This is a genomic window from bacterium, assembly GCA_016124905.1.
In the GTDB taxonomy this organism is placed as follows: domain Bacteria; phylum Pseudomonadota; class Alphaproteobacteria; order Rickettsiales; family RI-342; genus RI-342.
On record WGMV01000013.1, the window covers coordinates 72122 to 91333 of the forward strand.

Genomic DNA, 19212 nt, shown 5'->3' on the forward strand with positions numbered 1-19212 from the left:
ACATTCATCTGGATTCGTCATGCCGCGCTTATGGCAAAGCCTCACTCCGCGTCCGGCCTTCCTGCAGGTGCAGGCGGAAGGGCTGAAGCTGCATACCAAGCTGCTGCAGCTGCAATGCGTGGCTGCTCCTTCGCCGACCCCTTCCCTCCATATCGGGCTGACGGTGAGCGGCAAGCATGGCGGCGCGGTGGAGCGCAACCGCATCAAACGCAAATGGCGGGCGGTGCTGGATGCCACCCTTGCCGAACCGCGCTGGCAGGCATGGCTGGGAAACCATGCGGTGAAGCTGGTGCTGATTCCCAAAACGGGCGCGCTGGAGGCCGAAAGCGGGCAATATGCCGAGGATTTACGCTATCTTTTGAAAAAACTTGCGCGCGGAACGGCCTCCAGGGAAACACCCGCCGATGAAACATAGGACCTTGGCCGCGCGGGTAATGATTGCCATTATCCGCATCTACCAATATACCCTGTCGCCCTGGGTTGGGCGCACCTGCCGCTTTTTGCCGACCTGCTCGCATTACGGAATCGAGGCCATTGAAACACATGGCGCCGTTCGTGGGGGCTGGTTGACGCTGAAACGGCTGCTGCGCTGCCACCCCATCCGTTTTTTAGGCGGCGGCAGCGGGCTGGACCCGGTGCCTCCGCCAGCTGATACGACCACCGCAAGGGATTGACCATGCCGCTACATACCCCCCACCAGGGCCCCGACCTTAAAAATATGGTGATCGCGCTCGTGCTGTCGATGCTGCTGATATGCGCATGGAATTATTTCTATCCCCCTGCCAAGCCGCAGCCCGCGCCAGCCCTCACCAGCACGGCACAACTGGCCGACGGGCAACCCATCGCCCATGGCGAACCCGCCCCCCAGGCGCCAGCGCCCATCATGACGCGGGACGAATCCCTCAAAGGCACGCGTATTCATATTGATAATGGTCGCCTGCACGGCTCCTTTGCCGCCACGGGCAAAGGGCTGCGCTTTGACGACCTTACCCTGGTGGATTACCGCCAGACACTTGCGCCGGACAGCCCGGAAGTGGTGCTGCTTTCCCCCAGCAATACGGCTGAGCCCTATTTCGCCGAATTTGGCTGGCTGAACGGAAAGGGCATCACCACGCCGGGCGCGGATGCCGCCTGGCAGGCCGATGGCGAGGTGCTGAGCCCAAAAACCCCCGTCACGCTCAGTTGGAAAAGCCCCGAGGGCGCGATTTTTTCCGTGCGGGTGGAAGTGGATGAGAACTACATGTTCACCATTACGCGCCGTGTGGAAAATGCAGGCCAGACCGCAGCGGAACTCACCCCTTATGCCCTGGTGAACCGCTACCGCGACATGAAGGACAAAAGCAATTACGCCTCCCACGAGGGCGTGCTCGGTGTGTTCAACGGCACGCTGGATGAAATCACCTATCACAGCCTGGTGGATGAAAAAGACCCGATCACCTGGCAAAGCACGCCCAGCAGCGGCGAGCACAAGGGCAGCGGCTGGGCCGCGATGGGCGATAAATACTGGGTGACGGCCGTCATCCCCGCGCAGGATGAAGGCTTCAACGCCACCACGCGCCATTATACACGCCCTGGCACCAATGGCGTTGATGCGCCGCGCTTCCAGCTTGACCTTACGGAAGCACCGGTCTCGCTCAAGCCCGGTGAGAAGCAGGACACGGTGGTGCATTTCTATGCAGGCGCCAAGGAAGTGAAGCTGCTGGACCGCTATACACAGGCGCTGCAGATTCCCCTGTTCGACCGCGCGGTGGATTTCGGCCGGCTTTATTTCCTCACCAAGCCGATTTTCCAGTTCCTGCAGTATATTTACAGCAAGGTCGGCAATTTCGGCATTTCCATTCTGCTGCTGACGGTGGTGATCCGCACGCTGGTGTTTCCGCTGGCCAACAAATCCTACAAGTCGCTGGCGCATATGCGCGAGATTCAGCCTAAAATGGCCGAGCTGCGCGAGAAATACGCCGATGACAAGCTGAAGCTGAACCAGGAAATGATGGCGCTTTATCAGCGTGAGAAGGTCAACCCCATGGCAGGGTGCCTGCCCATTCTGCTGCAGATTCCGATTTTCTTTGCGCTCTATAAAGTGCTGACGGTGAGCATCGAGATGCGGCACGCACCGTTTTTCGGATGGATTCATGATCTTTCCGCGCCGGACCCGACGACGGTGTTTAACCTGTTCGGGCTGATTCCCTGGAACCCGCCAGCGGCGCTGATGATCGGCGCATGGCCCATCATCATGGCCACGACCATGTTCATCCAGCAGCGTCTGCAACCCGCGCCGAACGACCCGGTACAGGCGAAGATCATGAAATTCTTCCCGCTGATGTTCCTGGCAATCTTCGCGCATTTCGCCGCCGGTCTGGTGATTTACTGGAGCTGGAGCAACACGCTTTCCATCCTGCAGCAGGCCATCATCATGCGCCGTCATGGGCACCACCGGAAGCACAAGAAACAGCCGGAGCAGGAAGTGATCTCTCCCGCTAAGCCAAAGCACAAAAAGCATAAAAAAGGCGCGCATTGATGACCGAGCCCTCCGTTCTTCCAGCCGATGACTGGGCCGCGTGGGAAGAACGGGGGCGCGTGCTGTTTGCCGGGCAGTGCGAGCATTTCACCGCCGCACCCAGCGTGGAATTTCTGCCGCCGCAGAGCCTGCCGGAAATTGCCTTTATTGGCCGTTCCAACGTGGGAAAATCCTCGCTGCTGAACGCCCTGACAGGGCGCAACAGCCTGGCGCGCACCTCTTCCACGCCCGGCTGCACCAAGATGCTGCATTTCTACGACCTGGCGCAGAAACTCTTCCTCGTCGACGTGCCGGGTTACGGCTTCCATAAGGCCAGCAAAAAGGAAGGCAAACAATGGCAGCGGCTGATCGTGGATTATCTGCGCGGCCGCGCGGTGCTGGGGCGCAGCCTGCTGCTGCTCGACAGCCGTCATGGCGTGAAGCCCAATGACAAGGAGCTGATGGATTTTCTCGACGACCTGGCCGTGCCCTACCAGGTGGTGCTGACCAAAGGCGACGAGCTGAAGAAAAGCGAGCGAGCCGCCGTGATTGAAGCCGTGCAGATGTCGCTTAAGAAACATAGCGCGGCCATGCCCAACCCCATCCTCACCAGCAGCCGCGATGGTGACGGCATCCCCCAATTGCGCGCCAGCCTGGCCGCCCTGATCGCACGAGGTTAGTCATGAGCAAGAAAGACGTAGTGGCATCCCACCTGCTGCCGGAAGACGTGCAGGACGTGGCCGAGACGCTGATCGAAGCCCTGCCCTATATGCGCGAATTCGCCGAAGAGACCTTCGTCATCAAGTATGGCGGCAATGCGATGGGCGACGAGGAAGTGGCCAAAGGCTTCGCCCGCGACGTAGTGCTGCTGAAGCAGGTCGGCATCGACCCCGTGGTGGTGCATGGCGGCGGTCCGCAGATCGGCCAGATGCTGGAGCGGCTCCGCATCCAGAGTTCGTTTGTAGACGGGCTGCGGGTGACGGACCGCGAGACGGTGGACATTGTGGAGATGGTGCTGTGCGGCTCCATCAACAAATCCATCGTCGCGGCCATTCATAATGTGGGCGGCAAGGCGGTGGGGCTTTCCGGCAAGGACGGCAACCTGATCGTGGCGGAGAAGCTCCGCCGTACGAAGAAGGACCCGGATTCGCATATCGAGCAGGTGCTGGACCTCGGCTTCGTAGGGGAGCCTGCGAAAATCAACCCGGGAGTGCTTGAGATGTTCTCCGGCGGAGACACGATCCCGGTGATTGCGCCGATCGGCTTCGGCAAGGACGGACAAACGTATAACGTGAATGCCGACACGGCGGCGGGCGCGATTGCGGGCGCGCTGAAGGCCAGCAAATTGATGATGCTGACCGATGTTCCCGGCGTGCTAGACCAACACAAGCAGCTCATCAGCAAGCTGACGGTGAAGGAAGCCAAGGCGCTGATTGCCGAAGGCGTGGCCACGGGCGGGATGATCCCGAAGCTCGAAACCTGCATGGAAGCCATCGCCAAGGGCAGCCAGGCGGCGCATATCCTTGACGGGCGCATTCCGCACGTGGTGCTGGTGGAGATTTTCACGCAGCATGGCGTGGGCACGATGATTGTGCCGTAGCATCCGCACGGAAGGAGCCGCGCCATGACCTCAAAGCTTGTCATCGTTTCTGCCGCCGTGCTGATGCGGGTTGATGGGCATGTGCTGGTGGCGCAACGGCCTGAGGGCAAGGCGATGGCGGGTTTGTGGGAATTCCCCGGCGGCAAGCTAGAGGCTGGTGAAAGCCCTGAGGCAGCGCTGATTCGTGAGTTGAAGGAAGAGCTGGCGATTGAGGTGTGTGCGGAGGATTTGCAGCCGCTGCAATTCATCTCGCACAGCTATGAGACGTTTCACTTATTGATGCCGACTTTCCTTTGCTGCCGATGGAAGGAAGAGCCGCAGGCGCTGTGGCACACGGCCCTGCAATGGCTACCGGTGGAAGCGCTGGCGGAGTTGCCTATGCCGCCGGCGGATGCGCCGCTTCTGCCTGTGCTTGGGCAGCGGCTTGCTCTACCAGTTCTGGACAGAGTTTCTTGAACAGACCTGATTGAAATGATGCCAGCAATGCAGCTTCCATCAAATATGTGAGGAACATTTTCGCGCCATATACATGTTCCGTCGGCTGTAAATGCCCACCATATGGTAATAAAAGCAGCGATTTAAATGCCCAAGTCACTAAACATAAAACAAGCAACACTACCCAAATGGCAGCATGAAAAGGCCTTGAGCGCACCCATGATTCTGAAAATGTCATATTTATATTCATGGCTGCGGCAGGCACTATAAGTAGCAGACGCGCACCTATTAGCCCCATGACACACTGAATAGGTATAGCCAAACTATAAACATCCATTTCTTTTAGCGAATACTCTTTTTGGTTGAAAATCTTTGTAAGCCCTAATGTAGAATGGATCGTATCTGCATAAGGATATTCTCCCACCAGTAGAAAATATGGCGCTAACACCATAACTCCAACAAACAGGCTTTGCTTGTATACATAGAGAACAAAGTGTCTGGCAGAAGGATAACCGCCTTCTATTTTTTTGAATAGAAAATCTTTTTGAGCTTTAAGCAGCGCAAAACATGTAAAAATAAAAACGAATACTTCCACCAAATGAGGTGGGCCTGTTTTTATTAAAATAATTACAGCAAAACAAAATGCTAGTGCCGAGAAACGAACTCTCAGCATCATATTTCTATAATTATTATTTTTGAAAAGGCCCTTTTCTACATTCTCGTTGAATCGCCATATTAATGGCTCACGAAAAAGCTGAAGCATTTCTCTTAGCTGTACAAGCAACTCGTTATAGAAAATCATTGTCGGCTTCTCAAGCTACGGTATGCATGACCGATGAAGCTCAGCACATAGGCATGGGCGATGCAGACGATGAAGATGACCAGCATCTGCAGCATCAGGATGGCATAGAGGTTATCCATCATGCTCATGGAGAGGGTGTTGACGCCCCAGAGCAGCAGCAGGAAGGGCACGGCGGCGAGCAGCACGCAACCGAGGCTGCCGAGGAAATGTTCCCGCCCGATGCGCCAGGCGGTTTTGAAGCTGAAGGGCTCGCCGAGGGCGATGGCGGGAAAGAGCCAGATGAGGCGGAAGAGCAGCAGGGCGCATATCACCGCGCCGACTTTGCCGCCTATATAAGTGGCTTCCGCTGCCAGGCCATGTTCCATGCCGAAGGTGAGCACATAAAGCGGGGTGCCAATCGCCAGGGTAATGGCGCCGCAAAGCAGCAGCAAAACGATGGTAACCAGCACGCTGTAGCCGAACATGCGTGCGATGAGCTTCATCGGCGGCCTGCCCGCTTCATCCCGCAATACATAACGGAACCAGTAAACCGCCAGGACGGATTTAATGAGGATGACGGGCAGCACCAGCTGGGCGGTGAGCATGAGGATCATGTCACCCTGGGTGATGATGGAGCCCACCTTCCACATGGGCGAGAAGGCAAATGCCACCAGGCGCGAGATGGCCGTGAAGGCGATGCTGGCCAACAGGCTCACCAACAGCAGGCGCTTCCACCGCTCCATCAGCCATGCCGTCGATTGTTTAAGGATGGGCAGCATGGCGATGGTGGGCATGGTGGGTCCTAGGCGTGGGGGGTGTTTTTCAGTTCGCGGTAGATATGCGCCCAGAAGCCGGCATTGACCAAAATCTGAACGATGGACAAAGCAAACTGAATGAGGCTGGAAATAATGCCGGGCGAGCCCGTTTCACTTCCGCCCTCAAACATACCGAGCACAGCGCCAATAATCAAAAATGGAATGGCCATCAGGATGGAAGCGCCGAACATACGCAGCGCGTGCCCCTGGGTCATGTCCCAGGATTCCCTGAGGGAAAAGGGATCGCCAATGGAGATTGCGGTGAAGCCCGGCGCGAAGCGCAACATGACATAGCCAATGGGAATGCCGAGCACCAATGCCATCACCAGTGGATGAAGCCCTAAAAAGGTCAGGATGGTAGCGGGAATAGCAAAGAGAACGCCCGCACCCAGGCCGAACAGAAAGGCGATAACGAGAAACTTGGCGGACAACTTTATGCTTGGCACGCCGCTGTCGCCCAGCAATATCCACCGCTGCCAGTAGACGAATATTTCCATGACCACCAGCGCGATGCCGAGGCCGCCGAGAAAGGCCGCCAGACCGCCGACCAACCCCATGCTGCCGGTTTGGGACACGGCTGCAAACGTAATGCCCATGATGAGCATCATCAGGATAAACCCGCCGATCATCAGCAGCACGGGCTTGATCAGTTTTTTAGGCTCCCTCCACAGATCCGTGAAGGAATGCTTGACCAGTTCGATGTAGCTGAAACTCATGCGGTTTTCCTTTCGTATTCCTTTTTGAGTTCGCGGTAGAGGATGGCGGCGTAGCCGATGCCGATGAAGGCAAGTGTGCCCTGGATCAGGCTTGTACAGATGACCAGAAGCAGCATATGCAAGGGTTCAGCCGTTTTTAATGCTGCCATAAACATGGCGGTAAATAGAATTCCAACGATGAGAAGCGGCGCATACACCACCAATGCACTCAACAAGATGCGCCAGTAATGGCCTTTGGTCATCCTCCAAATGCGCTTGATTGACCAGGAATCACCAACCGTCACGGAGGTGAGCAGCAACAATGTGCGTATCAGCCAGACAGAAGAAATGGCTAAAATTATCAATGTAATGGGCCCTGATATGGCCGTGCTGGCGGCGGTCACTTCGTCACGCATCCAGTTATGCGAATGCGCCCACACCACCAGGACCGGTATTGTCAATCCAACAATGACAACTGAAATTACGATATCGATCAGCAGGGTCCAGAAAAACCACCAAAGCGCCGCCCCCAAAACTCGCATGTAGGTTGTTCCATGGAACAAACGCTCATCCCCGCACAAGAGCCACCGCTTCCAGTGGATATTGACGACGAACCCCATGAAAATATAACCGAGTAACAGCAGGCCGTCCAATGCGGTAAGCTGTGTTGGAATGGCTTGTAAACGTCCATCACCGATGAAGAAAAGAATCAGTGAGCAGATGAAATAAAATGCCAGCGGTCGAATGGCGCGATGGAACTGCTGAAAAACATGCGAATATGATTCTTGCACGATGTCGAGATAGGAGATGCCCTCTTCCACCGCTTTGACAACCGGCGCCCTAACCGCGGGAATGGGTGAGGATGCCAGCGGCGGTGTCCAACGTGGGGCTGGTTCGGCAGCAGGCGTGACATGCACCGGTTTTGAAATGGACGGAACCGGAATGGTGACGGGTGGGATGATGGCTTTTGGTTTTTTTGCTTTGGGTGCCGCCGGTTTTGGCTTCACCGTTTTGACAGCGGTTTTGGTTTTTGCCGTTTTGGACGCGGCGGGTTTGGTGACGGATTTTTTAGAGGGCGTTGCCTTGGCGGGCTTTTTGGCAGCCGATGGTTTGGCGGATTTTTTGCTGGTGGTTTTTTTGCCGGTTGCCGGTTTTTTCGTCGCCATGCCCTACCTCATTCACATAAAACTGCCCTGTTATGGCAGCCAAGCATTTACAATTGCTTAATTATTGCAGGGCCTCGGTGAGGGAGGCTTTGGCGCTGCCGCGTGCAGCGGGTTTGGGTTGGCTGCTGTGGGGTTTCCAGCCTGCGAGGGTGATGAGTTCCAGCGTGACGGGTATGCGGCCGTCCGGCAGGGCGAAGAGGCTGTGGTAGATCTCTGCCGCGCGGGCGAAAAGGGCGCGTGGCGGGATGGATTTGCGCTGACCCGCGGTGATGTTGGTGGCGGCCATGCCTTGCAGCTCGCGCAGCAGGGCCAGCATGTTTGGGTAGGTGAGCGTGAGGGTTTCGCTGTCCACCACCGGCAGGTTGAAACCCGCGCGCTGAAGCAGCATGCCGGCGCTGCGCACGTCCATCATGGGCATCACACGCGGGCTGACGCCGCCGGTCAGTTCCAGTTCGGCTTCCATCAGGCTGTGGCGGAGCTCCATCAGCGAATCGCCGCCGATGAGCATCATGCAGAGCCAGCCGTCGGGCCTGAGGGCTCGGTGACATTGGGCCAGCACGCCCGGCACATCGCTGACGGACTGGAGCGAGAGAAGGCTCAGGGCGGCATCGAGCGATTCGGGTGCGAAGGGCAGATATTCCATTTCGGCAGTGATGGTTTCACCATAGCGGATGAGGGGTATGGCTTCGGGGAGACCTTCGACGCCGACCCAGCGTTTCACGTTGGTTGCCTGCCGGAAGATGGCTGCCTGCGGGGCATGGTGGCAGCCGATATCGGCCGCCAGGGCGAATTCGCGCTGGATGTCGCCCAGGCGCTCGGCCATGCGGGTGGCGGCTAGTTCCAGCAGAAACTGATGTTCCCTCGCTTTGGGCAGGGCTCGCGCTTTGCGCTTTTGCCAGAGGGATGAATTGAAGATAGATTCCATCCATGCTGCATACCGCCAAGCAACGCATCACACAACTGACCAGGGGCTTCAAGGATGCCGTGCTGGCTTCCATCGCGCCGCCGCATTGCCTGATGTGCCGCGAGCCGGTGACGCACCACCCGGCCGTGTGCGCCACCTGTTTCGGCAAGCTGAATTTCATCGGCCGCCCACGCTGCGGGCATTGCGGGGTGCCGCTCGGCCCCGGGGCGAACGATGGGAGCGAATGCGGCGCCTGCCTGGCGGAGCCACCCGCGTTTGACGCCGCCATGGCCGCCTGTTTGTATGACGAGGCCAGCCAGGGGCTGGTGACGCGCCTGAAATATGCCGACAGCGTGCATCTGGCGCCGCTTCTGGCCGAATGGATGCTGCGGCACGGACAGGACATGCTCGCCGGGGCGGATATGCTGGTGCCGGTGCCGCTGCACCCTTCCCGCCTGCGGCAGCGGATGTTCAACCAGTCCGCCCTGCTGGGGGAAATCATCGCCAGGAAAAGCGGTGTTTCGATGCATCAGGAGGTGCTGCTGCGCACCCGCGCCACCGCGCCGCAGGCCGGTTTGAGCCGGAATGCGCGGAAAAAGAATGTTTCCGGGGCGTTTTCCGTGGGGAAAATGCCCCTTTCAGGCCAATGCGTGCTGCTGATCGACGATGTGATGACTACGGGGGCCACCCTGCATGCCTGCGCCAAGGCTTTGCGCAAGGCAGGGGCACGCGAGGTGCGGGTGCTCGTGTTTGCGCGGCGGGTGGAGGAGGCAACCGCATGATTTTGTTGTTTTTGCCAGAGATACCCCCCCCCACCCCGGCACTCTCCCACAAGGGGAGAGGGAGCTCGGCCGAGGCTGATTGCCCCTGTCGCGACAAAAACCCCCTTATCCATTGCCGGAAAGGGGTGAGAGGGACGGTAAAATTCATAAATCCTTGCTTGACGCGGGGGGATGCTTTCGTTATGTGCATGCTTCTGCCGAAATTCCGGCATGGCGGCCCCATGCCTTAAGCCCATACTAGTAAGGAGGAACCCATGGCTGTTCCAAAGAGAAAAACGTCGAAATCCAAGCGCAACATGCGCCGTTCGCACCATGCCCTGAAGCCGATCAATGTGGTGGAAGATCCCACCACCGGCGAACTGAAACTGCCGCATCATGTGTCTCTGGACGGCTATTATAAAGGCCGCCGCGTGATGACCGAAAAGCAAGAAGCCACCGCCTAATAAACCATAGGCTCCGCCGTGCCTCGTCCACTCCCTGGGGACTCATCCGCCGGAAGGCCCAACGCTGACAGCCCTGTTGCCGACAGGATTGTCATCGCGCTGGATGCTATGGGCGGCGACAGCGCACCTGCCGTGGTCGTGGCAGGGGTCATCCAGGCTATCAAACGTTTTCCCGAAGTTGATTTCCGCCTGTTTGGCGATGAAACGGCTATTCATTCCCTGCTGACCGACCATACCGACCTGATGGGCCGCATTGAGGTGATTCATACGGATGAGAAGGTCGCCCCGGATGACAAGCCCTCCAACGCGCTGCGCCGTGGCACCAAAACCAGCATGCGCATGGCCATCAACGACGTGCTGGACGGCAACGCGCATGCGGTGATTTCCGGTGGCAATACAGGTGCGCTCATGGCCATCAGCAAATTCGTGCTGCGCACCCTGCCCGGCGTGGACCGCCCGGCCATCAGCGCCATCATGCCCAGCCAGACGGGGCCGGTGGTGATGCTGGACATGGGTGCCAATCTGGAATGCACGGCGGAAAACCTGTTTCAGTTCGCCGTGATGGGCGCGGCTTTTTACCGCGCGGCGCTTGGCGGGAAACAGGCGAAGGTCGGCATTTTGAACATCGGCCATGAAGAGGCCAAAGGCCATGCCTATCTGCGCGAAGCGGCGGACATGATCCGCCAGTCCGGCATCGCCGCGCATTATCACGGGTTTGTGGAAGGTGTTGATTTGAGCCGCGGCACGGTGCAGGTGGTGGTGACCGACGGGTTCACCGGCAATGTGGCGCTGAAAGTGGCAGAGGGCGTTGCCAAATTCGTGAGCGGCGAATTGAAGCGCGAACTGAAGAACGGCATCATCTCGCGCATTGGCGCGGTGCTGTCGCTGCGGGCGCTCAAGCGCGTGCGGCAGCGCTTCAACCCGAGCCTTTATAATGGCGGCATGCTGGTGGGCCTGAACGGGATCGTCATCAAAAGCCACGGCAGCGCGGACGCAGAAGGTTTTGCCAACGCCATTGCCGTTGCACGCGGCGCGGTGGCCGGACGCATCAACCAGCAGATTATCGCGGAGCTGGAAAGCTTTTATCGCAACAGCGCCCCGCTGCTGGAGCATGCCGCGCAATGAACGCCATAACCTCACGCGCCGCAATCCTCGGGCTGGGCGCGCGCCTGCCGGAAACACGCGTGACCAACGCCGAGCTGCCAGCCTCGCTGAACACATCGGATGAATGGATCACGGAGCGCACGGGCATTAAGGCACGGCACATTGCCAGCCCCGGCCAGGTGACGTCCGACCTTGCGGCCGATGCCGCGCGCGAGGCGATTGAAGCATCCGGCCTCAAACCGGAACAGATCGACCTGATCATTGTCGCTACCGCCACGCCGGACGACACGATGCCTTCCACGGCGGTGAGCGTGCAGCGTAAACTCGGCATGACCCATAACTGCCCCGCATTTGATATCCACGCAGCATGCAGCGGATTCATCTATGCGCTTTCGGTGGCGGAAACGGGTATTCGCGCCGGGGTTTACCGCCATGTGCTGGTGATCGGCGCGGAAACCTTCAGCCGCGTGGTGGACTGGAACGACCGAGGCACCTGCGTGTTGTTCGGCGATGGCGCGGGCGCGGCGGTGCTTGGCCCGGCCACGGGGGAAGACGGTATTCTCGGCATCAGCATTCATGCGGACGGACGGCAGCGCGATATCCTGATGACCACCGGCGGCCTTAGCCGCACACAAAGCACGGGCACATTGCTGATGCAGGGCAAGGAAGTGTTTCGCCATGCGGTGCAGAAAATGACCGATGCGCTTTCTGAAACGCTGGAACAGACCGGAATCCGCCAGGAAGAGCTGAAATGGCTGGTACCCCATCAAGCAAACAAACGGATTTTAGATGCCATCGGTGATAAATTGGGTGTATCATCGGATATGGTGCTGATGACCCTTGATCAACATGCCAATACCTCCGCGGCCTCCATTCCTCTGGCGCTGCATCATGCAGCCCGAAAAGGCCGTTTTATCAAAGGGGATTTGGTGGCCATGCTCGCAATTGGGGCTGGACTGACGTGGGGTTCCTGCATTATAAGATGGTAATTGAATTAACGATGTTTAGAACGATTCGAGAGAGTGTAGTGTTATGACCACAAAACAAACCGTTACCGAAAAAAACGACACCCTCACCCGCGCTGCCCTGAGTGAAGCCGTTTACCGCGAAATCGGCCTTTCCCTCGCCGAATCCGGCGACCTGGTGGACGATGTACTGGAGCATGTTGTGCAAGCGCTGGAAGGCGGCACCGCCGTGAAAATCTCCTCTTTCGGCACGTTCACCGTCCGTCAGAAAAAGCAGCGCATCGGCCGCAACCCCAAAACGGGTGTGGAAGTGCCGATCACTCCGCGCCGCGTGCTTTCCTTCCGCCCGTCCAACCTGCTGAAGGAAGACATCAACAAGCATCTGGCTGGCGCGAAGGCAAAGCGCAAAGCCACTTCCGCCGCTTAATGGCCCCGCATGGCGGCCCGGCTGTCTAAACGAGATGAAAACCCGGGCGAGCCGAAAGCGGACAGCGCCTTTAAAACCATTAGCGAGGTTTCCAGCGCGCTGGATGTGCCGCAGCATGTGCTGCGCTTCTGGGAGACCAAGTTCAAGCATATCCAGCCGGTGAAGCGGCGCGGCGGAAGGCGCTATTACCGCCCGGACGATGTGGAGCATCTGCGTGTCATCCAGACCCTGCTGCATAAGGAAGGCTTCACCATCAAAGGGGCCATCCGTCATTTTGCCAAACACGGTACACGCACTACGCGCGCCATGCTTCAGGCACAGGAACTGAAGGCCGCCGAGGAAATGGGCATCGACCCCACGGCGGCACCGGTGCGCCCGGGCAAGCGCGCCATGAAAGCCGCCAAGGCCGCGCAACAGACGACCGAGCAGGCCCCGTCATCTTCCATCCCCGCCCCTGCTTTATCCAAACTGCTGAACGAATTGCGCGAATTGCGCGGGATGCTTGAGTAGCTTTTCATTTGCCAAGCAGGCTAGCGCGGGTTAGAAAACACGCCTTGTTTTGCCCGTTCGGGCCATTACCAGTGTCGGAGTGTAGCGCAGCCTGGTAGCGCACTAGTCTGGGGGACTAGGGGTCGTCGGTTCAAATCCGGCCACTCCGACCATTTTGCCTAACGCTGATTTCCATTATGGCCGGATTAGTTTTTATGCCTGCCTCCGGCAGGACGACCCTCCAGCCATTCCTTATCTCTTGCTTGCACATTGCCTGTTTCTCGCGCAGATTGGGCGTGTGGGAATCGTGATCAGATTCATTTTGTCAGCCATTTTATGGTTATGCTGCAGCGCATGTGCCCATGCGGCAGAGCCGCTCGCATCACGCATCATCGTTTATAAAACCGCGCACAGCATGGTGCTGCTGGATGGGCAGGACCGGGTGCTCAGGCGTTATAAAATATCGCTCGGCAAGCATCCCAAGGGGCATAAGCAGCAGGAAGGCGATGAGCGCACGCCCGAAGGGCATTACGTGATTTCGGGGCGGAATTTCAACAGCCGTTATTACCTTTCGCTGAAAATCTCCTACCCCAACCTGCATGATGTGGCACAGGCCAAGGCACGGGGGGTGTCGCCGGGTGGAGACATCATGATCCACGGGCTACCGAACGGGCTGGGGTGGTTCGGCACCGAGCACCGGAGATATGACTGGACGGACGGCTGTATTGCCGTGACCAACGCCGAGATGGAGGAAATCTGGCGTATGGTGCCGGACTGGACGCCGATTACGATTTATCCATGATTTCTATTTACTGTCTATTGTCAGTTTTAAATTTTATCAACACAGTGATATTATGCTGAAAAAAGCCTGGAATTACATTAGCCTCGTTATCATTCTGATTTTATTTATTCTTTCTGCTGGCATAACCCTTATTGATATGCTTGGCATAGGGCTTTACAGAACGAAGGGTGTGGAGGCATTGGCGCGATATCATGGCCAGCACACATTCGATAAAAACAAAGAGGGTACCTCTATCAGTCCTTTTCATGTGGTTGCTTATTCGTTTTTTTCCGATGGAAAGAAATACCGCTTTATAAAGGTCGCGAATTCCAAACAGAAGCATCAACAAACTGAACTGGCGCCTTTCTGGAAAAAATTGCAGCCAGACGATCAGTTTCAGGTGATTTATCTACCCAAACACCCCAAGAGCCATTTTATCGTGGGACTTCATGACCCACGTTACGCAGAACCCAACTATTTTATTCTTCCTGCTATAGGCATGGGCATGTTTAGCAGTGCCGTGGGGTTGATGATTTGGAACAGAAGAAGAAGAGCTTTCTTTCATCTATGCAGCTCCCTGCTTATTTTTAGCTATATTTCATTAGGCTTTTATCTTAGCCATCATGGCCTGGAGGATATTGTCGTATTCTGCTTCTTGATGTTGATGTGCGGCTTGCATGGTTATTCCGCCTGGAAAAAACACTTCATTTCTGATGAAGCGGCGAAACCCGCTGACGCGTTCATTACTCATATCGATGACAGATTTGAACTCAGCACGTTAGGGTATGTGCGTCAATATACCTATCAATTTACACCTACTAATGGTGAAAAGGTTGAAGACATGCAGACCGTGCAATTGCTTCTTAGCCGTAAACTATCCGTAGGAGACAAAATTGCCATTCTGTATGATGAACGCCTGCCTTCCAAGCATGTATGCATTGGCAAGGATGAATGATCAATTATTCGGAGACATCCTTATCAGCATGTTGATAAAAATGAAGGGCGGTATCCACCACATGCCTTGTTGTAAATACCCGGCAATCCTTCTGTTTTCTTCAGGTGCCAGTGACTCCGTTCCATCAATGATGCTAATGACGGGTTTTTCAGCGTCATAGCGGACTTTCACTTTCGTACCCTTGGGATAGAGATTCGCAACTAGCCCTTTGACCGATGCAATGATTTTATGCTTTTTGCCATTCGAATCCTCATAAGTGTAGGTTACCAAGGTCGATTTATTTACATTACTTAGCTGTTTTACTCTCAATATCTTTGCTTCTGCCGTTGAACCGCCAACAGTAAGCCTCTCATAGCGGTCCGCACGTTTTTTTAAATTTTCACCGCTATACCATGCAATGGGCACAGTAATAATGCTTGCGATGCCTGAAAATATAAGTGTAGCCATAACATCGTTCATATGGATGCTCGCATTTATTGTGCCATCATCAAGGATAAACCGGTTTCATAATCATTCCTTACCACCTGCCCTTGCGACGGTTCCAGGCATAGAGGCATTCAGCGAGGAGGTTATAGGCGTGGTGGGCCAGCCAGCGGATGCCGGGGAGTGAGATGAGGGTGGCCAGCCAAACCTCGCCGGGGGTGCGGCGCCAAATCTCCGCAAATGCGGAAGTGCCGACAAACAGGCGTCCCTGAGCATCACGCGCGTGCAGCTTTTTGCGGACCATATCCAGACTGGCGCCATGAGCGGCCAATGCATCCGGCTCGAGGTTGATATCGCGGAACTCGATGTCGCCTGCTTTGACAGCGCGGAGCAGCTTGTTTTTCTGCCGGTTGATGCCCGTATCGCAAACAGGGCAGCGTGTATTGTAATAGACCGTCAAAAGGGGCGCGGATGGAAGATTCATAGTATTTCCTTATGCCGCTTTTGATAAGCTTTTGCCCTCATGCGACAGGAGGCCTTGCGGATTGCGCGGCGTGCCTGATATTATTATACATGCTCTACATTCATGCTCCAGCCTGGCGTGAAAGGGCAAATCGAAAGGGCCTCATGGCAATTCACGGCGATCTTCCCTTATTGACGACATTGACGCTCGGTTTTTCGGCTGCATTCATATGCGGTCTGATTGCCTGCAAATTACGCATGTCACCCATTGTGGGCTATCTGATAGGCGGCATTCTCATCGGCCCGCACACGCCGGGTGTTATGGCCGATCTCGCCATTGCGCGGCAATTGTCGGAAATCGGCATCATCCTGCTCATGTTCGGCGTGGGGCTGCATTTTTCCGTAAAAGACCTGATGGAGGTGCGGCATATCGCCCTGCCCGGCGCGATTGCGCAAATCGCCGTGGCGACATTGATGGGCTGTGTGGTGGCGCATTTCTGGAACTGGCCGGTGATCAGCAGCATGATGCTTGGGCTTGCCCTTTCGGTGGCCAGCACCGTGGTGCTGCTGCGCGCGCTCGAGGAGCATCACCTGCTGGAATCCACCAATGGCAATATCGCCATCGGCTGGCTGATTGTGGAAGATATCGCCATGGTGCTTGCGCTGGTGCTGATTCCCGCGCTGGCGGCGCACCCGGCAGAAAATTTGCAGGCCGACCTTGAGGTGGTCAAGGAAATGGTGCTGGCCATCAGCAAAATGGTGGTGTTTGTGGGTGTGATGTCGCTTGCTGGCAAGCGGCTTTTTCCGTGGCTGCTGATGAGCGTGGCCAATACGCGATCGCGCGAGTTGTTCACCCTTTCGGTGTTTGCCGTGGCGCTTGGCGTGGCGCTCTGCGCGGCCAAACTGTTCGGCATCTCTTTTGCGCTTGGCGCCTTTTTCGCGGGGATGATGATTCGTGAATCCGACCTGTCGCTGGAGGCTGCTGAGAAAGCCCTGCCGATGCAGGATGCCTTTGCGGTGCTGTTTTTCGTTTCCGTGGGCATGCTGTTCAACCCCATGATCCTGCTGGAAAAACCCGTTCAGGTGCTGTGGGTTGTGGCGATCATCGTCATCGGCAAATCGCTGGCGGCGATGGCCATTATCCTGATGTTCCGCTATCCGTTCAAAACGGCGCTGATTGTTTCCGCCGGGCTGGCGCAGATCGGCGAATTTTCCTTTATTCTCGCCAATATCAGCGTGGCGCGTAACCTGATTCCCGATGATGGAAGAGACCTGATTCTGGCGGGCGCGCTGATTTCCATCTCGCTCAACCCCGCGCTGTTTTATGTCAGCCGCCTTCTGCCGGAATGGGTGGCACGGCATCCCCGGCTTTCGCGTTTGCTGAACATGCATGACGACAGCTTGTCGCATCTGGAACCGGGGGAAGAAAAATCCTTGAAAGACCTGGTGATTGTGGTGGGGCACGGGCGCGTGGGCAAGCATATCTCAGCCCATATTCAATCATCCCAGTTTGATCTGGTGGTGGTGGATTCCAACCGGGAACGCATTGAAACGCTGCGCGAGAGCGGCACCCTCGCCATCGCGGGGGACGCCACCCAGCCGCTCACCCTGAAAGAGGCGGCCATTCACAAGGCCACGGCCATTCTGGTTGCCGTGCCAAACCCGTTTGAGGCCAGGCACATCGTGATGACGGCACGCACCATCAATCCGCACATCAAGGTGCTGGTGCGCGCGCATAATGACGAGGAGATGCAGTATTTCATCGCGCAGCAGGTGGACCTGGCGGTGATGGGCCCGCGCGAAGTGGGCCGCCGTATGGTGGAATTTTTATGCGATGCGGCGATAGAATCCCCCTCCAACCCGACCGGTAACAAAAGGAAGCCTTCATGAAGTTAGACCAATTCACCGATTGGCTGATAACACCGTTTTTTGGCGTCGCCGTATGGGTGTGGGTGGCCCTGCCCATGGCGCTGATCCTGTCGTTTGCCGTGGCATATTTTATTGTTCACGGCGCCATGTGGTTTATGGAAAAGGCTTTTGAGAAAGCCAGAAAAAAGGAACTTTTTCAGCGCACCATCAAGCCATTGTTAAGCCCGCTTATCTGGGTGGTGGCGTCTATTCTCTTCAATGTGGTGGATAATTTCCTGCCCATCGATGAAAAGCATATGCACTTTCTCGACCGCGTGGAAATTCTGTTTCACAGTTTTGCCGTTTCCTGGACAATGGTGCAGTATCTGCATCTGCTGATTGACGGCTATCGCCGCCGGCTGCTCGCGCAGGAGCGCGTCGCCGCCGCCTCGATGATGCCACTCGTAAAAAAAGGCGCCAATGCGCTGGTGGCCGTGCTGGCTATTCTCTTTATCCTGCAGAATTTCGGCTATGACGTCACCGCCATGCTGACGGCCGCCGGGGTCGGCGGTATTGCCGTGGCACTGGCCGGACAAAAAAGCCTGGAAGGGATTTTCGGGGGGCTTTCCATCGCGCTGGACCAGCCGGTGCGCGTGGGGGATTTCGGCAATTTCGACAATAAGGTGATGGGCACGGTGGAGGATATCGGGCTGCACGCCTGCCGCATCCGCACGCTGGGGCAGACGGTGGTGACCATTCCCAACACCATGATGAACAACATGATCATTGAGAATTTCAGCCTGCGGCAGAAATTCTGGTTCAAGCACGTGGTGGGGCTGCGTTACGACACCTCCCCCGATACGATGCGGCGTATCATCGGCGAGTTCAAAACCATGCTGCTGAAGAACGAGCATGTGATTGACAAGGATGCGCGGGCGCGCTTTCTTGCGTTTAACGCATCCAGCCTGGATATTGAGCTGTTCGCTTTCGTCAATGCACCGGATTACAGTGCGTTTCTGGAAATACAGGAAGAGCTGCTGCTGAGCATTATGGATATTGTTAAGCAGGCCGGGGCAGATTTCGCCTTCCCCACGCAGACGCTGGCGGTGGACAGCCTACCGGAAAAGCTGGTTTCCTCCCTTCAGAAACCGCCAGAGCATCAGCAGGAGCACCCGCAAAGCGAGGTCAGGCGCCTGAACAAGGCCAAGTAAGCATGGCTTAAGCTTTTGGGCCTATGATGGTTGGATGAGCGATGAAACCAAGCCATCCACCCCATCCACCCCGTCCGCGCCCAAACCGGCACCGGCGAATCTGGGGCCTTTCGGCAATGACGAAGAGGTCAAAAAGCTCATGAAATACGGGCTGGAACTGCATAATGGCAGGCTGCCGAAGAAGTAGTTCCTTGCCTTGGCAAGAAACTACTCTTTATTGGCTCGCGCTGCTCGCTATCACGCGCCAATTATGGCGCGGGCCCTCAATGGGCCAGTCGCTGCGCTCCACCTTTGCTGGCTCGCGCGGCTCGCTATCACGCGCCAATAAGGCGCGGGCCCTCAATGGGCCAGTCGCTGCGCTCCACCTTTGCTGGCTCGCGCGGCTCGCTATCACGCGCCAATAAGGCGCGGGCCCTCAATGGGCCAGTC

Annotated in this window: 23 protein-coding genes and 1 tRNA gene; 17 read left to right on the forward strand and 7 right to left on the reverse strand. The window is 56.7% G+C overall.

Going from position 1 to position 19212, the window contains the following annotated elements:
• Positions 1-19: 19 nt before the first annotated feature.
• From rnpA to GC177_04960, 6 genes are read left to right on the forward strand one after another with little or no spacing between them, the layout of a single operon-like run.
• Complete coding sequence (rnpA, locus tag GC177_04935) at positions 20-415, forward strand: ribonuclease P protein component (protein ID MBI1275300.1); 396 nt, start codon at positions 20-22, stop codon at positions 413-415.
• Positions 405-674, forward strand: coding sequence for a membrane protein insertion efficiency factor YidD (gene yidD / locus GC177_04940; GenBank protein MBI1275301.1), 270 nt, complete (start codon positions 405-407; stop codon positions 672-674). Before rnpA ends, yidD begins: the two co-directional genes overlap by 11 nt.
• A gap of 2 nt (positions 675-676) precedes the next feature.
• Positions 677-2518 (forward strand): membrane protein insertase YidC, encoded by a 1842-nt coding sequence (gene yidC, locus GC177_04945; protein ID MBI1275302.1) that lies wholly within the window; start codon positions 677-679, stop codon positions 2516-2518.
• Positions 2518-3177, forward strand: coding sequence for a YihA family ribosome biogenesis GTP-binding protein (locus tag GC177_04950; GenBank protein MBI1275303.1), 660 nt, complete (start codon positions 2518-2520; stop codon positions 3175-3177). The genes yidC and GC177_04950 overlap by 1 nt, the downstream gene beginning before the upstream one ends.
• A 2-nt stretch (positions 3178-3179) precedes the next feature.
• Positions 3180-4097 carry an acetylglutamate kinase gene (gene argB / locus GC177_04955; protein ID MBI1275304.1) on the forward strand — a complete coding sequence of 306 codons (918 nt, stop codon included), beginning with the start codon at positions 3180-3182 and terminating at the stop codon, positions 4095-4097.
• Positions 4098-4121: 24 nt separating this feature from the next.
• The gene (locus GC177_04960; GenBank protein MBI1275305.1) at positions 4122-4553 is read left to right on the forward strand and encodes an NUDIX domain-containing protein; all 432 of its coding nucleotides are present in this window, start codon (positions 4122-4124) and stop codon (positions 4551-4553) included.
• Here the strand turns inward: GC177_04960 and GC177_04965 are convergent.
• The 5 genes from GC177_04965 to GC177_04985 form a co-directional block, all read right to left on the reverse strand.
• On the reverse strand, positions 4474-5334 hold the full coding sequence (locus tag GC177_04965) for a hypothetical protein (protein ID MBI1275306.1): 861 nt from the start codon (positions 5332-5334) through the stop codon (positions 4474-4476). The genes GC177_04960 and GC177_04965 overlap by 80 nt on opposite strands.
• Positions 5331-6107 (reverse strand): hypothetical protein, encoded by a 777-nt coding sequence (locus GC177_04970; GenBank protein ID MBI1275307.1) that lies wholly within the window; start codon positions 6105-6107, stop codon positions 5331-5333. The genes GC177_04965 and GC177_04970 overlap by 4 nt, the downstream gene beginning before the upstream one ends.
• 8 nt (positions 6108-6115) lie before the next feature.
• On the reverse strand, positions 6116-6844 hold the full coding sequence (locus GC177_04975; GenBank protein ID MBI1275308.1) for a hypothetical protein: 729 nt from the start codon (positions 6842-6844) through the stop codon (positions 6116-6118).
• Complete coding sequence (locus tag GC177_04980) at positions 6841-7989, reverse strand: hypothetical protein (protein MBI1275309.1); 1149 nt, start codon at positions 7987-7989, stop codon at positions 6841-6843. The genes GC177_04975 and GC177_04980 overlap by 4 nt, the downstream gene beginning before the upstream one ends.
• 61 nt (positions 7990-8050) lie before the next feature.
• The gene (locus tag GC177_04985; protein ID MBI1275310.1) at positions 8051-8914 is read right to left on the reverse strand and encodes a methyltransferase domain-containing protein; all 864 of its coding nucleotides are present in this window, start codon (positions 8912-8914) and stop codon (positions 8051-8053) included.
• A 2-nt stretch (positions 8915-8916) separates the two neighbouring features.
• Here GC177_04985 and GC177_04990 point away from each other — a divergent pair, with 2 nt between their 5' ends.
• The 9 genes from GC177_04990 (at position 8917) to GC177_05030 (ending at position 14839) form a co-directional block, all read left to right on the forward strand.
• Complete coding sequence (locus GC177_04990) at positions 8917-9675, forward strand: ComF family protein (GenBank protein ID MBI1275311.1); 759 nt, start codon at positions 8917-8919, stop codon at positions 9673-9675.
• Positions 9676-9929: 254 nt separating this feature from the next.
• On the forward strand, positions 9930-10118 hold the full coding sequence (locus GC177_04995; protein ID MBI1275312.1) for a 50S ribosomal protein L32: 189 nt from the start codon (positions 9930-9932) through the stop codon (positions 10116-10118).
• 18 nt (positions 10119-10136) lie between these two features.
• Positions 10137-11243, forward strand: coding sequence for a phosphate acyltransferase PlsX (gene plsX / locus GC177_05000; GenBank protein MBI1275313.1), 1107 nt, complete (start codon positions 10137-10139; stop codon positions 11241-11243).
• A gap of 5 nt (positions 11244-11248) precedes the next feature.
• Entirely contained in the window at positions 11249-12211 is a 963-nt protein-coding gene (fabH, locus tag GC177_05005; GenBank protein ID MBI1275314.1) for a beta-ketoacyl-ACP synthase III, read from the forward strand.
• Between the two features lie 43 nt (positions 12212-12254).
• Complete coding sequence (locus tag GC177_05010) at positions 12255-12614, forward strand: integration host factor subunit alpha (protein MBI1275315.1); 360 nt, start codon at positions 12255-12257, stop codon at positions 12612-12614.
• 9 nt (positions 12615-12623) lie between these two features.
• Positions 12624-13124: a MerR family transcriptional regulator gene (locus GC177_05015; GenBank protein ID MBI1275316.1), complete on the forward strand. Its 501-nt coding sequence runs from the start codon at positions 12624-12626 to the stop codon at positions 13122-13124.
• Between the two features lie 75 nt (positions 13125-13199).
• A tRNA-Pro gene (locus tag GC177_05020) sits at positions 13200-13276 on the forward strand.
• Positions 13277-13407: 131 nt separating this feature from the next.
• Complete coding sequence (locus GC177_05025; GenBank protein ID MBI1275317.1) at positions 13408-13905, forward strand: L,D-transpeptidase family protein; 498 nt, start codon at positions 13408-13410, stop codon at positions 13903-13905.
• 52 nt (positions 13906-13957) lie between these two features.
• Entirely contained in the window at positions 13958-14839 is an 882-nt protein-coding gene (locus GC177_05030; GenBank protein ID MBI1275318.1) for a hypothetical protein, read from the forward strand.
• Here the strand turns inward: GC177_05030 and GC177_05035 are convergent, their stop codons facing one another.
• Positions 14840-15298 carry a hypothetical protein gene (locus tag GC177_05035; protein MBI1275319.1) on the reverse strand — a complete coding sequence of 153 codons (459 nt, stop codon included), beginning with the start codon at positions 15296-15298 and terminating at the stop codon, positions 14840-14842.
• Between the two features lie 58 nt (positions 15299-15356).
• A complete protein-coding gene (locus GC177_05040; protein MBI1275320.1) occupies positions 15357-15746 on the reverse strand; it encodes a DUF393 domain-containing protein in 390 nt (129 codons plus the stop codon).
• Between the two features lie 11 nt (positions 15747-15757).
• Here GC177_05040 and GC177_05045 point away from each other — a divergent pair, with 11 nt between their 5' ends.
• Both GC177_05045 and GC177_05050 read left to right on the forward strand, forming a co-directional pair.
• Positions 15758-17614: a sodium:proton antiporter gene (locus tag GC177_05045; GenBank protein ID MBI1275321.1), complete on the forward strand. Its 1857-nt coding sequence runs from the start codon at positions 15758-15760 to the stop codon at positions 17612-17614.
• Positions 17611-18783 (forward strand): mechanosensitive ion channel, encoded by a 1173-nt coding sequence (locus GC177_05050; protein MBI1275322.1) that lies wholly within the window; start codon positions 17611-17613, stop codon positions 18781-18783. The genes GC177_05045 and GC177_05050 overlap by 4 nt, the downstream gene beginning before the upstream one ends.
• The last annotated feature ends 429 nt before the right edge of the window (positions 18784-19212 follow it).

Coding starts and splice junctions, on each gene's coding strand:
- argB (MBI1275304.1), top strand. CDS start 3,180: ATGAGCAAGAAAGACGTAGTGGCATCCCACCTGCTGCCGGAAGACGTG.
- GC177_05040 (MBI1275320.1), bottom strand. CDS start 15,746: ATGAATCTTCCATCCGCGCCCCTTTTGACGGTCTATTACAATACACGC.
- GC177_04960 (MBI1275305.1), top strand. CDS start 4,122: ATGACCTCAAAGCTTGTCATCGTTTCTGCCGCCGTGCTGATGCGGGTT.
- GC177_05030 (MBI1275318.1), top strand. CDS start 13,958: ATGCTGAAAAAAGCCTGGAATTACATTAGCCTCGTTATCATTCTGATT.
- GC177_04950 (MBI1275303.1), top strand. CDS start 2,518: ATGACCGAGCCCTCCGTTCTTCCAGCCGATGACTGGGCCGCGTGGGAA.
- GC177_05050 (MBI1275322.1), top strand. CDS start 17,611: ATGAAGTTAGACCAATTCACCGATTGGCTGATAACACCGTTTTTTGGC.
- GC177_04985 (MBI1275310.1), bottom strand. CDS start 8,914: ATGGAATCTATCTTCAATTCATCCCTCTGGCAAAAGCGCAAAGCGCGA.
- yidC (MBI1275302.1), top strand. CDS start 677: ATGCCGCTACATACCCCCCACCAGGGCCCCGACCTTAAAAATATGGTG.
- GC177_04980 (MBI1275309.1), bottom strand. CDS start 7,989: ATGGCGACGAAAAAACCGGCAACCGGCAAAAAAACCACCAGCAAAAAA.
- GC177_04990 (MBI1275311.1), top strand. CDS start 8,917: ATGCTGCATACCGCCAAGCAACGCATCACACAACTGACCAGGGGCTTC.
- GC177_05010 (MBI1275315.1), top strand. CDS start 12,255: ATGACCACAAAACAAACCGTTACCGAAAAAAACGACACCCTCACCCGC.
- GC177_04965 (MBI1275306.1), bottom strand. CDS start 5,334: ATGATTTTCTATAACGAGTTGCTTGTACAGCTAAGAGAAATGCTTCAG.
- GC177_04975 (MBI1275308.1), bottom strand. CDS start 6,844: ATGAGTTTCAGCTACATCGAACTGGTCAAGCATTCCTTCACGGATCTG.
- GC177_04995 (MBI1275312.1), top strand. CDS start 9,930: ATGGCTGTTCCAAAGAGAAAAACGTCGAAATCCAAGCGCAACATGCGC.
- GC177_05035 (MBI1275319.1), bottom strand. CDS start 15,298: ATGAACGATGTTATGGCTACACTTATATTTTCAGGCATCGCAAGCATT.
- yidD (MBI1275301.1), top strand. CDS start 405: ATGAAACATAGGACCTTGGCCGCGCGGGTAATGATTGCCATTATCCGC.
- GC177_05015 (MBI1275316.1), top strand. CDS start 12,624: ATGGCGGCCCGGCTGTCTAAACGAGATGAAAACCCGGGCGAGCCGAAA.
- GC177_04970 (MBI1275307.1), bottom strand. CDS start 6,107: ATGCCCACCATCGCCATGCTGCCCATCCTTAAACAATCGACGGCATGG.
- rnpA (MBI1275300.1), top strand. CDS start 20: ATGCCGCGCTTATGGCAAAGCCTCACTCCGCGTCCGGCCTTCCTGCAG.
- GC177_05045 (MBI1275321.1), top strand. CDS start 15,758: ATGCCGCTTTTGATAAGCTTTTGCCCTCATGCGACAGGAGGCCTTGCG.